This window comes from Achromobacter aegrifaciens (assembly GCF_902859735.1).
GTDB classification, from domain to species: Bacteria; Pseudomonadota; Gammaproteobacteria; order Burkholderiales; family Burkholderiaceae_B; genus Achromobacter; species Achromobacter aegrifaciens.
Map to the genome: position 1 here is coordinate 61,981 of NZ_CADIJY010000002.1, position 14,026 is coordinate 76,006.

The 14,026-nt window shown below is 64.7% G+C and carries 16 protein-coding genes; 5 read left to right on the forward strand and 11 right to left on the reverse strand.

Features of this window, described 5'->3' with window-relative positions; all coding sequences use genetic code 11:
- Positions 1 to 45 precede the first annotated feature (45 nt).
- The 3 genes from fliS to HV766_RS06285 form a co-directional block, all read right to left on the reverse strand.
- A complete protein-coding gene (fliS, locus tag HV766_RS06275) occupies positions 46 to 474 on the reverse strand; it encodes a flagellar export chaperone FliS (protein ID WP_175180799.1) in 429 nt (142 codons plus the stop codon).
- An 18-nt stretch (positions 475 to 492) separates the two neighbouring features.
- Entirely contained in the window at positions 493 to 1,875 is a 1,383-nt protein-coding gene (gene fliD / locus HV766_RS06280; protein WP_175180800.1) for a flagellar filament capping protein FliD, read from the reverse strand.
- A 142-nt stretch (positions 1,876 to 2,017) separates the two neighbouring features.
- Positions 2,018 to 2,395, reverse strand: a complete 378-nt coding sequence (locus HV766_RS06285; RefSeq protein ID WP_175180801.1) for a flagellar protein FlaG — start codon at positions 2,393 to 2,395, stop codon at positions 2,018 to 2,020.
- Between the two features lie 142 nt (positions 2,396 to 2,537).
- Between HV766_RS06285 and HV766_RS06290 the strand changes: the two genes are divergently transcribed.
- Complete coding sequence (locus tag HV766_RS06290; RefSeq protein WP_054456704.1) at positions 2,538 to 3,275, forward strand: IclR family transcriptional regulator; 738 nt, start codon at positions 2,538 to 2,540, stop codon at positions 3,273 to 3,275.
- A gap of 34 nt (positions 3,276 to 3,309) precedes the next feature.
- Here HV766_RS06290 and HV766_RS06295 read toward each other — a convergent pair whose 3' ends face one another.
- The 4 genes from HV766_RS06295 to HV766_RS06310 all read right to left on the reverse strand — a co-directional run bounded on the left by HV766_RS06295 (position 3,310) and on the right by HV766_RS06310 (position 7,158).
- Positions 3,310 to 4,476 (reverse strand): acyl-CoA dehydrogenase family protein, encoded by a 1,167-nt coding sequence (locus HV766_RS06295; protein WP_054456705.1) that lies wholly within the window; start codon positions 4,474 to 4,476, stop codon positions 3,310 to 3,312.
- Positions 4,476 to 5,705: a CaiB/BaiF CoA transferase family protein gene (locus HV766_RS06300; protein ID WP_175180802.1), complete on the reverse strand. Its 1,230-nt coding sequence runs from the start codon at positions 5,703 to 5,705 to the stop codon at positions 4,476 to 4,478. The genes HV766_RS06295 and HV766_RS06300 overlap by 1 nt, the downstream gene beginning before the upstream one ends.
- Positions 5,702 to 6,673 carry a Bug family tripartite tricarboxylate transporter substrate binding protein gene (locus HV766_RS06305; protein ID WP_175164531.1) on the reverse strand — a complete coding sequence of 324 codons (972 nt, stop codon included), beginning with the start codon at positions 6,671 to 6,673 and terminating at the stop codon, positions 5,702 to 5,704. The genes HV766_RS06300 and HV766_RS06305 overlap by 4 nt, the downstream gene beginning before the upstream one ends.
- Positions 6,674 to 6,741: 68 nt before the next feature.
- Positions 6,742 to 7,158: a cupin domain-containing protein gene (locus HV766_RS06310; RefSeq protein WP_175180803.1), complete on the reverse strand. Its 417-nt coding sequence runs from the start codon at positions 7,156 to 7,158 to the stop codon at positions 6,742 to 6,744.
- Positions 7,159 to 7,322: 164 nt separating this feature from the next.
- On the opposite strand from HV766_RS06310, the gene folC reads away from it, so the two are divergent.
- The 4 genes from folC to purF all read left to right on the forward strand — a co-directional run bounded on the left by folC (position 7,323) and on the right by purF (position 11,550).
- Positions 7,323 to 8,633: a bifunctional tetrahydrofolate synthase/dihydrofolate synthase gene (gene folC, locus HV766_RS06315; RefSeq protein ID WP_054456708.1), complete on the forward strand. Its 1,311-nt coding sequence runs from the start codon at positions 7,323 to 7,325 to the stop codon at positions 8,631 to 8,633.
- 62 nt (positions 8,634 to 8,695) lie between these two features.
- On the forward strand, positions 8,696 to 9,511 hold the full coding sequence (locus tag HV766_RS06320) for an SPOR domain-containing protein (RefSeq protein ID WP_054456709.1): 816 nt from the start codon (positions 8,696 to 8,698) through the stop codon (positions 9,509 to 9,511).
- Positions 9,511 to 9,999: a CvpA family protein gene (locus HV766_RS06325; protein ID WP_054456710.1), complete on the forward strand. Its 489-nt coding sequence runs from the start codon at positions 9,511 to 9,513 to the stop codon at positions 9,997 to 9,999. Before HV766_RS06320 ends, HV766_RS06325 begins: the two co-directional genes overlap by 1 nt.
- 30 nt (positions 10,000 to 10,029) lie before the next feature.
- Positions 10,030 to 11,550, forward strand: a complete 1,521-nt coding sequence (purF, locus tag HV766_RS06330) for an amidophosphoribosyltransferase (RefSeq protein WP_054456711.1) — start codon at positions 10,030 to 10,032, stop codon at positions 11,548 to 11,550.
- Positions 11,551 to 11,633: 83 nt separating this feature from the next.
- On the opposite strand, the gene HV766_RS06335 is transcribed toward purF, so the two are convergent.
- The 4 genes from HV766_RS06335 to HV766_RS06350 are packed head-to-tail and all read right to left on the reverse strand — an operon-like array spanning position 11,634 to position 14,000.
- Positions 11,634 to 12,155, reverse strand: coding sequence for a M48 metallopeptidase family protein (locus HV766_RS06335; protein ID WP_175180804.1), 522 nt, complete (start codon positions 12,153 to 12,155; stop codon positions 11,634 to 11,636).
- A 2-nt stretch (positions 12,156 to 12,157) separates the two neighbouring features.
- Positions 12,158 to 12,745, reverse strand: coding sequence for a nucleotidyltransferase family protein (locus tag HV766_RS06340; RefSeq protein WP_175180805.1), 588 nt, complete (start codon positions 12,743 to 12,745; stop codon positions 12,158 to 12,160).
- 4 nt (positions 12,746 to 12,749) lie between these two features.
- Complete coding sequence (locus HV766_RS06345; RefSeq protein ID WP_054456714.1) at positions 12,750 to 13,235, reverse strand: disulfide bond formation protein B; 486 nt, start codon at positions 13,233 to 13,235, stop codon at positions 12,750 to 12,752.
- 51 nt (positions 13,236 to 13,286) lie between these two features.
- Positions 13,287 to 14,000 (reverse strand): MarC family protein, encoded by a 714-nt coding sequence (locus tag HV766_RS06350; RefSeq protein WP_013393435.1) that lies wholly within the window; start codon positions 13,998 to 14,000, stop codon positions 13,287 to 13,289.
- Positions 14,001 to 14,026: the final 26 nt, after the last annotated feature.

Here is a 14,026-nt window from a genome sequence, read left to right on the forward strand (position 1 = left end):
GAAATCTCGGGCGTTCGATGGCTGGCTGGGGCTTATGCGATGCCGTCAAGGCTGCACGCCCCCGGCAGGGCGATCAATGGATGTTTGCCAGGCCTCGGCCAGATCGGCCAAGAGGCGGTCTGCCGTTTCGAGCGCTTCCGCGTCTGCTTTCAGATTTGCCATCAACAGCGTGCGGATAATGTAGTCGTACAAGCGCGCCAAGTTTGCTGCGATTTCGCCGCCTGCCTCCATGTTCAGGCCCATCTTCAGGCCTTCGTCTACGATCTTGATCGCCTTCGAGAGGGCGGCGCCACGTTCCGTGATTCTGCCTTCCTGGAGATGCAAGCGTGCCTGCCCGATTGCCGCCCGGGCTCCCATGTATAACAGCGAAATCAGCCGTTCAGGGCTGGCCCCAAGAATTTGCGTTTCCAGGCCGATATCGGTGTAGGAACGTACGGAGTGAGATCCGGTTGGGCGTCGGGCGGCGTAAGTCATCAATACATCTTCTTTAAATTACTTGGACTTGCTCATGGCCGCGAATTGCTGAGTCAGGTAGTTCGCCGTGACGGTTTGTTGCGAGACGAACTTGTCGAGCGCGACGAATTGGGCGCGCATAGCGGCCATGGATGCCGCGCTGGAAGCCTTTGCGCGCGCCATTTGTTCCTTCACATCCTTGATCGATTCACTCAGGCCTTCCTGGCTGATCTTGATCGACCCACTGTTCCCATTTGCGCCGAGGATGCCCTTGGTTGCGGCGTCAAACTTGGCCGCGAGGCCTTCTGGCGAAGTCATGATGCGCTTGACGTCGGCCGGATTGGACGTCAAAGCCTTGTTCAATTCCGTTTGATCCAGTTTCAGGAGGCCGGTTTTGGGGTCCATGGCGATGCCAAGGTCTGCCAGCGAGCGCAGCGAGCCTTCGCCGGTTATGACCTGCAGGGCGCCGGAAAGAGAGGTCTGTATGCTGCGTGTCGTGCTGTCGCCGGTCAGCGCCTGGTTCGTTTGCGCGGTGACATCAAAGGCGGTCAGTTTCGCAATCGTGCTTTGCAGCGTGTTGTACGCGCTGACGAAGTCCTGGACCGCCTTGCTGGCGACGCTGGTGTCGCTTTGCAGCTTCAGGACGGTCGGCTTGTCGGCGGCGGTCTTGGCAGTGAGGTTAAGCGTCACGCCGTCGATTGCGTCGGAAATGGTGTTGCTGCCACTTTTGACCACAATGCCGTTGATCTCGATCTCAGCATTGATGGCTGCAGTCTGCTGAGTCATCTGTGCACCGGAGCCAGAGTTGTAGCTCAGGATATCCTGCAGTTTCTGGTCGCCCGTTACTGTGATGGAACTTACCGATGCTTGCACCCCAGTGTCCTTGGCACTGAGCATCAGGTAGCTGCCGCTCTCATTGGTGATGATGCTTGCTCGTACGGGTGCCTTGTCGTCGCTGTTGATCGCTTTAGCAATGCCGTCCAGCGAGGTGTCGCCCGTCAGGTCGATGGTGTGCTTGTCGCCGTTGGTCAACTGGATTTCAAACGAACCGCTGGCCCCGTTGGAAATCTTTCTATCGGCGACCTTGCCGGATTGGAGGGTCTGGGCGGTCGCCAGGGCATTGATCTTTATGGCGTATTCACCCATCGAGGCGCCATTCTCACCGATCGTCGCGGTCAGGCCGTCGCCGGTCACTACGGGTTTGACCGCGTCCAGCGTGGATGATTTGCCCAGTGCCGCCGCTGCCTTCTGCAGCGCTTCAACCGCGCTTTGAATCTGACCAAAGGCGCTTACCCGGGCCTCGTAACTGGCCTGGCGAGTCGTGTAGAGACTGAGCTTCTTGTCCTCGGCCGCCTGGAGATCGGTGAGGATCTTTTCGAGGGGCAAGCCGGTGGTCGAGCCGAGGTTGGTGATAGAGGCCATGTGAAATTCCTTCCTAGCGATGCGATTCTGTCAAAAATACGGTGGCGGTGATTGGCCGGGTAAGGGCATTAGGCGGGCCTAATTCGACGCTTCCATGGACGGCCCGCTCGATGGCGGCGGGGCGCATGAAATCGGGGTCGAATCAAGCTGTGGTTTTGATGCCGTTTCCTTGCATGTTCACGATCATTTTGGCGATTTTCAGTAGTGTTTCACTGGGGATGGTGCGTATGACGTCGCCCGACTCTGCATCGATCACTGACACCACTACTTGATGCACATTGGGATCGATTTCGAACTGAAGCTGTGTGGACCAAGCCTTCATCTGGTCGTTGATTTCGTCCAGCGCCTTGTCCAGAGGAAGTTTCTGCGAATCTGACTGATCTGATGTCGCGCTGTCCGACGCTCCGCTGTTCGTTGCGGCCGCCGCGGGAAGCACGCTAACGGTGGGGTCTGGCGCGACAGGCGCAGGCGCGGCCGGCGCTGGCGCAAACGATGGGGGAGCTATGGGAATTACGGCCATGATCACTCCAACGGCGATGTGGGCGTCTCGGAGGAACGCGCTGTTTTCAGGGAATTCTCAGCTACCATTACGGCAGGCCCGCGGGGAACTTTAGCCGCCGGCGAGCCAGATGTTTCACGTGCTAAACAGTTCGGACCAGGTAATGAGTGTCAAGACGGCGCTGCGAGTTATCGAAATCATCGAAACCTATGCCCGCGAAAAGCGCGCGCTGCCGCTATCGGAACTGGCCCGGCTGCTGGATGTGCCGGTGTCCAGCTGCCTGGCCCTGATCCGCACCCTGACCGGCCTGGGTTACCTGTATGAAACCGGCCGGCGCCAGGGCTACTACCCGACCGGCAGGCTATTGGCCATGGCGCAGCGCATCGCCCGCGCCGATCCGGTGCTGGACAGGGTCTATCCCAGCCTTACCGAATTAAGGGACGCCACCCGCGAAACGATTGTTTTCGCCAAACTGAGCCAGGACGGCCGGGTGGTCTACCTGGATGTGCTGGATTCCCCGCATACGATCAGATACGCGCCGGTTGCGGGTGAGTTCAAGGACGTTCACGCAAATTCGCTCGGAAAGGCGCTGCTGTCCCTGTTGGACACACCGGCCCGCGACGCCATGCTCGCGGATATGACCATGACCCGCCACAACGAGCGCACCCTGGTGACGCGCGAGGCGCTGCTGGCGGACCTGGAGCTGTCGCGCCAGCGCGGCTGGTTCATGAACAGCGGCGAGTCCATTGCGGACGTGGGCGCCATCGCCTGGCCCGTTACGCTGTCCGGCGAACACTACGCGATTTCGGTGGGCGGGCCGATCTACCGGATCGAGCCACAGCAGGAGGCCTACGCGCGTATCCTGCGCTCGGCCTGCACCGCGCTGGAGCAGCAGGCCTGACGGGCAGGCCTGGGCGCCTATCGAACGCCGTCGCTCAGTAGGACTTGGGCAGTCCCAGCACTTTCTCCGCGATGAAGCACATGATCAGCTGCGGACTGACCGGAGCGATGCGCGGAATGAAGCTTTCGCGCAGCAGGCGCTCCACATGGTATTCCTTGGCGTACCCCATGCCGCCCAGGGTCATGACCGCGGTCTGGCAGGCGTTATAGCCGGCCTCGGCCGCCAGGTATTTGGCCGAGTTGGCGTAGGGGCCGCAGGGCTTGCCCGCGTCATACAGGCTGGCGGCCTTGAATACCATAAGGTCGGCGGCTTCGAGCTGCATCCAGGCCTGGGCCAGGGGGTGCTGGATGCCTTGGTTCTGGCCGATGGGACGTCCGAATACGGTGCGTTCTCCAGCGTATTTCACCGCCCGGTCCAGGGCGGCTCGGCCGATGCCCACCGCCTCGGCCGCGATCAGGATGCGCTCGGGGTTCAGGCCGTGCAGGATGTACTCGAACCCCCGGCCTTCCTCGCCGATGCGGTCGGCCACGGGGATGCGCAGGCCGTCGATGAACAGCATGTTCGAGTCCACCGCCTTGCGGCCCATTTTCTCGATTTCGCGCACTTCTATCTTGCTGCGGTCCAGGTCTGTATAGAAGAGCGACAGGCCCTGCGTGGGCTTTTCGACGTCTGACAGCGGGGTGGTGCGGGCCAGCAGCAGCATCTTGTGGGCGACCTGGGCGGTCGAGATCCAGATCTTGCGGCCATGCACCACGTACTCGTCGCCCTGGCGCACCGCGCGGGTGCTGAGCTTGGTGGTGTCCAGTCCGGCGTCGGGTTCGGTGACGGCGAAGCAGGCCTTTTCGCGGCCCGCGATCAGGGGTGCAAGCCAGCGCTGGCGCTGCTCGTCGCTGCCGAAGACCACTACCGGGTTCAGGCCGAAGATATTCATGTGGACCGCCGAGGCGCCGGTGAAGCCCGCGCCGGAAGCCGCGATGGTCTGCATCATCAGCGCCGCTTCGGTCATGCCCAGACCCGCGCCGCCATATTCCTGCGGCATGGCGATGCCCAGCCAGCCGTCGCGCGCCAGATCGGCATGCAGGGGTTCCGGAAAGCCGCCTTCGCGGTCGCGTTCCAGCCAATATTCGTCCGGATAGCGTTCGCAGATGCGGGACACGGCGTCCCGCAGGGCCAACTGGTCGGGGGTGAATTCAAAGTCCATCAGTCGTTTCCATCCAGGGTGATGCCGCGGGCCGTCATGGCGTCGATCCGGGCAGGGTCATAGCCGGCTTCGGCCAGCACCTCGCGGCTATGCTGGCCCAGCCTGGGGGCGGGGCGGCGTATCGAGGTGGGGGTGTTTTCGTATCTGCCCAACGGCGCGGTCGTGCGGATCCGGCCTTCGCTGGGGTGGTCCATGGGCCGGATGAAGCCGGTCGCGGCCAGGTGCTCGTCCTGCAGCAGATCGTCCACGGAATAGAGCGGCGAGGCGGGAATGTCTGCCCGCGCCAAGCCTTCCAGCCAGTCCTGGCTGCTCCGGGTGGCGATGACGTCGGCGACAAAGGCGTAGACCTCGCCGATATGGGCGGCGCGCGCGCCGTGGGTGCTGAAGCGCGGATCCCGCGACAATTCCGGGCGGCCGATCAGGTCGAAGAAGTTGCGCCAGTGCTTGTCGTTATAGATCAGCAGGCTGATATAGCCGTCGGCCGTGGCGTAAGGGCGGCGATGCGGCGCCAACAGGCGCGCGTAACCAGTGGGGCCGAGCGGAGGATCGAAGGTGGCGCCGCCGAGATGGTCCCCCAGCACGAGGTGGGCCATGCCCTCGAACATGGGGATTTCCACCTGCTGGCCTTGTCCCGTGCTGCGGGCGTGCAGCACCGCGGAGACGAGCGCGATGCCGACGTGCAGTCCGACCGCGCGGTCGGCCAGGGTCAGCGGCGCGTAGCGCGGCACATCTCCACTCTGCTGGGCGGAGAGGGCGGCGATGCCGGTCTGGCCCTGGATCAGGTCGTCATAGGCGGGACGGCCGGCGTACGGGCCGGCCTCGCCATAGCCGTAGGCGCCCAGGTAGACGATGCGCGGATTGCGCGCCGCGACCGTTTCGTAGGACAAGCCCAGCCGGGCCATCGCCTGCGGGCGGATGTTGTAGAGCAGGGCGTCGCAGCTTTCGGCCAGTTTCAGGCAGGCCTCAAGCCCCTCCGGCGTCTTCAGGTCCAGCACCACCGATCGCTTGTTGCGGTTCAGGTGCAGATAGATATGGCCCATGCCGGGGTTGCGCATGGGGCCGACGGCCCGCATGTTGTCGCCTGCCGGCGGCTCGACCTTGATGACGTCTGCCCCCAGGTCGGCCAGGACCTGGGTGGCATAGGGCCCCATCACGACGGTGCTCAGGTCCAGGATGCGCACGCCCGCCAGCGGGCCGCCGGGAATTTCGGATTGCGGCCGGTCGCTCATTGCTGCTCGATTCCCGCGTCGCGGATCAGTTTGCCCCACAGGTCCAGCTGCGAGCCGACGAACTGGGAAAAGGCCTCGGGCGTGCTGGAAAAGGCGTCGAAACCCAGGCCGGCCAAGCGCTTTTGCACGTCAGGCTTGGCGACGACCTGATTGATCGCGGCATTCAGCTTGGCCACGATCTCCGGGGGCATGCCCGCCGGGCCGAAGTAGCCGTTCCAGGAGTTCAGGTCGAAGTCCTGCACGCCGGATTCGGCCATGGACGGCAGGTCCGGGACGATGGCGCTGCGTTCGGCGGTCGACACGGCCAGCGCGCGCAGCTGGCCCGATTGCACGAAGGGCAGGCCGGAAGCCAGGTCGGTGAACATGAAATCGACCTGCCCGCCGACCACATCGGTCAGCCCTTGCGGCGTGCCTTTATAAGGTACGTGCAGGATGTCGATCTTGGCGCGGTTGGCCAGCGTGGCGCCGGCGACGATGCCCGTGCTGTTGCCGCTGGCGTAGGTGATGCGGCCGGGACGCTGGCGCGCGTCTGCCACCAGTTCGCCCACGGTCTTCCACGGGCGTTTCGGGTTCACGACCAGGATGAAGGGCAGGTTGCCGCCGCGGGCGATGGGGGTGAAGTCCTTGACCGGATCGTAGGGCACGTTCTTCATCAGCCAGGGCGCGGCCGAATGCGAGGTGTTGGTGGTGACGAAGAGCGTGTAGCCGTCGGGCTTGGCGCGCGCCACGTAGTTGGCGGCGATGGTGGCGTTGGCTCCGGGCTTGTTCTCCACCACGACCTGTTGGCCGAGGATGTTGCCCAGCTCGGCGCCGAAGATGCGGCCCACGGCGTCGGTGCCGGATCCGGCGGGAAAGGGGACGATCAGGGTGATGGGTTTCGCGGGATAGTCGGCGGCGTGGGCGGCGGGGCCGGCGAACAGCGCTGCGCCGCCGATGAGGGCGGCGCCCAGCAGGCTTAGGGGTCTCATGGGTTTGTCTCCTGTGTGCTTCGGGTCCAGGCGCGGTTTCTGCGTCCGCTGCCCGGGGCTGCGCCGCGTCAAGCGGCTGGGGATGGCGCCGGAAAGCCGCGTATCACGCGGTCTGGGGATTCTTCATAAGGGGGCGTATAGATCACCAGCAGGCGGGCGGGCTCGTCGCTGGTGACGGTGAAGACGTGCGGAATGTCCGGGGGGAAATAGCAGCAGTCGCCGGGTCCCATGTCGGCCCATTCGTCCTGCACCTGCGCGCGCGCCGTGCCGGACAGCAGATAGCAGACCTGCTCGATGCCGGGGTGGGCGTGCGGCAGGGCGCCCTTGCCCTTGTCGATCACGCCCAGCAGCACTTCCACGCCCCGGGAGCCGACGGTGTCCGGGCCGATCAGGCGCCGGTTCAGGGTGCCGGTGTGATTGGCGGGGTGGTAGCCGGGCACGTTGGCCTCGCGCACCAGCCAGGCGGGAGTCTTGCTTTGCGTCATGGTTGATCCGTTTAAATTTTCATACGTGAAATTATTTTTATGTATGAGAAAAATAGTGGCAAGCAGTTTTTCGCTGCGGATACCTTGCCGCTCCCTGGGGGATTAGGGAAAACACCGGGCGCGGACTGCTAAAATCGAAGGCTGATCTCACTACCGGCTTTGTCATGTCTTCTGCCCGCACGCCCGACGTTTCCGCCACCCTGTCCGATTGGCTGCAGTACCTGGAATCGATCCACGCCACCGCCATCGACATGGGTCTGGACCGGGTGCGCGAGGTGGCGGGGCGCCTGGGGCTGGAGCTGTCCGGCGTGAAGTTCGTCGTCGGCGGCACCAACGGCAAGGGTTCCACCTGTGCCATGCTGGAGGCAATCCTGCTTGCGGCCGGCTACAAGGTCGGGCTGTACACGTCCCCGCACCTGATCAATTTCAACGAACGCGCCCGCATCAATGGCCAGATCGCCACGGACGAGGCCTTGATTGCCCAGTTCCAGGCGGTCGAAGCCGCGCGCGGCGACGTGTCGCTGACGTACTTCGAGTTCACCACGCTGGCAATCCTGCGACTGTTCTCGCAGTCGAAACTGGACGCCGTGGTGCTGGAAGTCGGCCTGGGCGGACGGCTGGACGCCGTCAATATCGTCGATGCGGATTGCTCCGTCGTCACCAGCGTGGACCTGGACCACACCGACTGGCTGGGGGATACGCGCGAGAAAATCGGCTTCGAGAAAGCCCACATCTACCGCAGCGGCCGGCCGGCGATCTGCAGCGATCCCATGCCGCCGCAATCGCTGCTGGACCACGTCCAGGAAATCGGCGCGGACCTGTGGCTGTTCGGACGCGACTTCAACTATTCCGGCGACCGCCAGCAATGGGCCTATGGCGGCCGCGAACAGCGACGCAACTCGCTGGCCTATCCGGCGCTGCGTGGCGCCAACCAGCTGCTGAACGCGTCGGCCGCGCTGGCTGCGCTGGAATCGGTGCGCGACCGCCTGCCGGTGCCGCAACAGGCCGTGCGCCTGGGCTTGCTGCAGGCGTCCCTGCCGGGCCGTTTCCAGATCCTGCCGGGCCAGCCCGCGGTCATCCTGGACGTGGCGCACAATCCGCATGCCGCGGCGGTGCTGGCGCAGAACCTGGACAACATGGGCTTTCATCCCTACACCCACGCGGTGTTCGGCATGCTCAACGACAAGGATCTGGCCGGCGTCATCGCCAAGCTCGGCACGCGCATCGACAACTGGTACTGCGCCGGCTTGCCGGGGCCGCGCGGCACCTCTGGAGACGCGCTGGCGGAGCAGGTCGCCGCCGCGCTGCCGCCCGCGCCGGCGGATGGCGAAAAACCAGGTATCTCCGCTTACCCGGATCCCGCCCAGGCCTTTGCGGCAGCGCGCGAACGGGCAGGGGAGAATGATAGAATCGTGGTGTTCGGCTCGTTTCTCACCGTAGCCTCGGTTTTGCAGGCTCTGGGTCGCAAGGCATAGGCAGCAGCGGGTCAGTCGCGTCCGGCGGCCCGCCGCCATATCGCCGCAAGGAATTCTCCTCCATGGGTTTTTTCAAACGCAAAGATCCTGCCGACCAGGCGCCGTCCTCCAAGCGGGCGGCTGTGCCCAGCGAGGTGCAGGCTGCGGAGCTGCGCGGTCGCGCGCGGCGCAGGCTGGCAGGCGCTGTCGCGCTGGTGCTGGCAGCCGTCATCATCCTTCCCATGGTGCTCGATTCGCAGCCCACGCCTGTGGACGACAACATTCCCATCAGGGTGCCGGAGCGCAATACGCCGTTCCAGCCGCAAGTGACCGAACCGCAAGTCGCCGCGCCGCAGACGCCCGCGCCGGGCAGTGCTGCGCCGACGGATCCTTCGGCCATCCCGACGCCGCCTCCCGTGACGTCCGTGCAGCCGCCGGCGACGACGACGCCTCCGGCCGCGCAACCTGCGACGCCGCCCGCGACGGCGGCCGTCACGCCGCCCAAGCCCGAGCCCAAGCCGGCTACGCCGCCCAAGCCGGACCCCAAGCCCGCGACGCCGGCCAAGCCCGATAACCGATCGGATGACGGCGCGCGCGCGCTGGCCTTGCTGGAAGGGCGTTCGGCGCCTGCGGCTTCGGCGCCCGCGCCCAAGCCCGCCGCCAAGGGCAATTTCGTGTTGCAGATCGCCGCCTATACCACCTCCGAGGACGCTCAGTCGCGGCGCGGCAAGCTGCACCAGGCCGGCGTCACCAACGCATTCGTGGAACAAGCCACCATCAATGGCAAACAGCAGTACCGTCTGCGGGTGGGGCCGTTCCCCTCGCGCGAGGCGGCGCAGGCGGCCCAGGCGCGGTTGCGCACCCTGGGCTATGACAATGGTTTCATCGCCGCCCAATAGTGACCGGCTTCGACTTCGTCGTGCTGGCCATCCTGGTGGTTTCGGGTGTGCTGGGCCTGGTGCGCGGCCTGCTCAAAGAGGTGCTGTCGCTGGTCGCCTATCTGCTGGCCTTCGTGGCGGCGATATGGTGGGGGCCCACGGTCTATGCCTGGCTGGAGCCCTATATTGAAACGACGCTGCTGCGCATGGGAGTCTCGTACGCCGCGGTGTTCATCATCGTGCTGCTCGGCGTGGGCCTGGTCAACATGACGCTTGCCGCCCTGATCCGCAGCACCGGACTGAGTCCCGCCGACCACGGCCTGGGCGGGATGTTCGGGCTGGCCCGTGGCCTGTTGATCGTGCTGGCGCTGGTCGCCGCCGCAGGCTACACGCCGCTGCCGCAGGAGCCGTGGTGGAAGGACGCCATGTTTTCGCATTCGGCCATCGAGGCCATCAAACATATCAAGACGTGGCTGCCGCCGTCCCTGGCGACGTGGCTGCCGTATTGATTAGCTTTAAATCAACCAGGAAATCTCACCATGTGTGGAATCGTAGGGGTCATCGGGCGCGGGCCGGTCAACCAGCTGCTCTATGACAGCTTGCTGCTGTTGCAGCATCGCGGGCAGGACGCCGCGGGCATCGCGACATCGCAAGGTAACCAATTCAATATGTACAAGGCTCACGGCCTGGTGCGCGACGTCTTCCGCACGCGCAACATGCGCGCGCTGCCGGGTACGTCGGGCGTCGGCCAGGTCCGCTATCCCACCGCGGGCTCCAGCGCCAGCGAGGAAGAGGCCCAGCCGTTCTACGTCAACGCGCCGTTCGGCATCATGTTGTCCCACAACGGCAACCTGACCAACTGGCGCGAACTGCGCGAATCGCTCTACCGCGTCGACCGCCGCCACATCAACACCAACTCCGATTCGGAAGTCCTGCTGAACGTGCTGGCGCACGAGCTGCAATCGGCGGCCAGCGGCGTGTCGCTGGACGACGACGCCATCTTCCGCGCCGTATCGGCCCTGCACAAGCGCGTGCGCGGCGCCTATGCCGTGGTGGCGCAGATTTCTGGTTACGGCCTGCTGGCCTTCCGTGATCCCAACGGCATCCGTCCGCTGTGCATCGGTCGCCAGGAAACCGAAGAGGGCGTGGAGTGGATGGTCGCGTCGGAATCGGTGGCGCTGGAAGGCAGCGGCTTTGCCTTCGTGCGCGACGTCGAGCCCGGCGAAGCCGTGTTCATCGACCTGGACGGCCGCTTCGTCAGCCGCCAGTGCGCCGACAATCCGCAACTGGTGCCCTGCATTTTCGAGTACGTGTACTTCGCGCGTCCGGACTCCCTGATCGACGGCGTGTCGGTGTATGACGCCCGTCTGCGCATGGGCGAGTACCTGGCCGACAAGGTCGCGCGCAACATGCGCCTGGGCGATATCGACGTGGTCATGCCGATTCCGGACTCCTCGCGTCCCGCAGCTATGCAGTTGGCCGCCCGCCTGAACCTGGACTACCGCGAAGGCCTGATCAAGAACCGCTACGTGGGCCGCACCTTCATCATGCCGGGCCAGGCCGTGCGCCGTAAGTCCGTGCGCCAGAAACTCAATGCCATCGGCATGGAATTCAAGGGCAAGAACGTGCTGCTGGTGGACGACTCCATCGTGCGCGGCACGACCAGCCGCGAGATCGTGGACATGGCTCGCGCCGCAGGCGCCAACAAGGTCTACTTCGCCTCGGCTGCTCCCCCGGTGCGTTTCCCGAACGTCTACGGCATCGACATGCCTACGCAGAGCGAACTCATCGCCACCGGCCGCAGCGACGAGGAAATTGCCCGCGCCATCGGCGCCGACTCGCTGGTCTACCAGGACCTGCACGACATGCAGCAGGCGGTGCGGGACATCAACCCCAAGCTGTCGCGCTTCGAGGCTTCGTGCTTTGACGGCCAGTACGTCACGGGCGACATCACCCCTGAATACTTGGCTCGCCTGGGCCAGTCCCGTGGCGAACCCGGTGAGGAAGGCGGGGCCAGCGGCCTGCAGTTCAACATGGGCTACGCCGCCAGCGACGCCTGACGCGTTTGCCTGGTGGCAAGAAAAATGCCGTCCTCCGGGACGGCATTTTTTATTGCGGGGTACTGGGCGCCTGCACTGCGATATCAGGCCGCGGCCTTCCACAAGGTTTCGCGTGTCGCCTCCAGGTGCGTCAGATACAGCCGCAAGTCGAACTCATACTGGTGGTACTGCGGTTCCATGCGCAGGCACAGGTTGTAGAAGGCCTTGTTATGGTCCTTTTCCTTCAGGTGGGCCAGTTCATGCACCGTGATCATCTTCAGGAATTCCGCCGGCACGGTCTTGAACAATGTGGCCACCCGGATTTCGTGCTTGGCCTTCAGCTTGCCGCCCTGCACGCGCGAGATATACGTGTGTTGTCCCAGCGCGTGCTGGATCACATGGATCTTGCTGTCGAAGGCGACCTTGTTGATCTGGTCGCCGTTGCGCATGTAGCTGTTCTTCAGGTCCGTTACGTATTGGTAGAGCGCCCGGTCGGTGCGCACGTCGTGGGGACCGGCAGGGTAGCGCGCCAGCAGCGCCGGGCCCAGCTTGCCTTGGTCGAGCAGCTTTTGGGCCTGGGCGAGCAGGGATTCCGGGTATCCGGTCAGGTACTTCAAGGCAGGCATGATCAAGAGGGTATGACAATAAGCCGCGGCCAGGTGTCGGCATGGCGCTTGGTGGCCAGCCGCGAGGCGTAGGCCTGGCGATCCGCTGCGGGGCTGGGCCGCAGTACTAGTCCGAACAGGTCGGTCAGCCCATAGGGGGCAATGATATCCACCAGGCCATCCCGTGTCAGGCGCACGGCCACGCAAGTGGCGGTTTCGGGCCAGCTGGCGATGCCTGCGGCCAACGATGCCGCCGGGAGTGGCGCCTCGCCCGCACTGTCGCGATGCCACAAGTGCACGCGAGCCTGATTCACGACCTCCCAGGGGGCATCAGGCGCCGCTGCGCGCAAACGGTCAGCGACCCGGGCCTCGTGCTCGCGCGAGAGATCAGTGGGATCGTGATAGATGAAGTCGATGTCGGTCGGTGCGTGGCTGCCTATGGGATAGCCATGCAGGTGATTCCAGACCAGGGAGCGCACCGCGCCCGCGCCGATGTAGCCACCCGAGGGGCCATGGTCGCGGGCGACGCACAGCCAATGCACCAACGGTGCGTGTGCAAGGACCAGCCGGCGCAGCGCAGCGGCATGCGGATCCTCGGGCTGCGCCTGCACCGGCTTACTGCGATCCGCCGCGCCGGAACACGACCGGCAGCGCCATGAAGAAAATGATGACGAAGAGCGCCAGGCTCCACAGTGCATATTCGATGCCCAGCACCGGCACTTTGGCGTCCATGCAAGTGGCATAGATGCCGAACAGCCACGGCACGGCGCTTTCCAGGCCGATGCCGGTCATGAAGCGGTCAGCGAAGGTCTGGTCGCAGGACAGCATGTTGGCCGCTACGCTGTACTGATACCAGGCCGCGGCGATACCGCCCAGGGACAATAGCGCGGTGAGCGCGCCGCACAGGCGCGTCAGGGCGCGTCCACCGCCGAATCCGCCCACCAGCGCGATCACGCCGATCACCAGGTAGATCAGGCGCTGCATGACGCACCAGGCGCAGGGCGGCATGTCGAAGACGTGCTGGGAAACGAGGGCAAGGCCGACGGCGCCGAAGCAGAAGAGGGCGATCAGGCGGAGCAGGCGTTCTGAGCGAGAGGTCATTGTTGCTTTGCAAGGGTTGGAAAAGGGGCCGGACGCGGCCCCGAGCCAGGCTTAGGCCTTGGGAATCGGAATTGGTTGCATCACTTGCTGCAACACGCCCAGCAGCAGTTCGCGCGAGCCTTCCCAGAAGATCTGTACGCCGAGGCACAGCATGATGAAGGCCGAGAGGCGCATGAACACAGCGGTGCCATTGTCGCCCAGGCGGTGCAGCATTTGCGCGGCAAAGCGCAGGCAGATGTAGAGCGTGACCGATACGACGATGATGCCCGGAATGGATCCACCCAGCCGCACCAGGCTCAGCACGTGGTTCTGATCGCGCAGCGACACCCCCACGGTGATGGCCGCGGCGATGGATCCGGGACCGCAACTGATGGGGAAGGTCAGCGGATAGAACGCGCGGGCCTTGGCCATCTCCGGGGTGAAGGACTCGGCCATGCGCGCCACGCGCTCGGTATCGGCGTCGGGCGAATTCACCAGCCGCCAGGCGCTGGCGATCACGAGCATGCCGCCGCCGACCCGCACGATGGACAGCGAAATGCCGAAGAAACTAAGCAGCACGTTGCCCGCGACCATGGCGACGATCAACATGAGGCAGACATTGATGGCCACGCGCTTGGCCAGCACCATCCGGGTGGATGATGACGCGCCCTCGGTCAGCGACAGGAAGATCGGCGCGATCGCGGGCGGGTTCAGAAAGGGCAGCAGGGTGGCCAGCGCGAAAAAGAAGCTGGTGCCGAAAACGCGCAGATAATCGTTTAGCTCCATGGGGAGGGTATCGCCTGGCCGAAAAC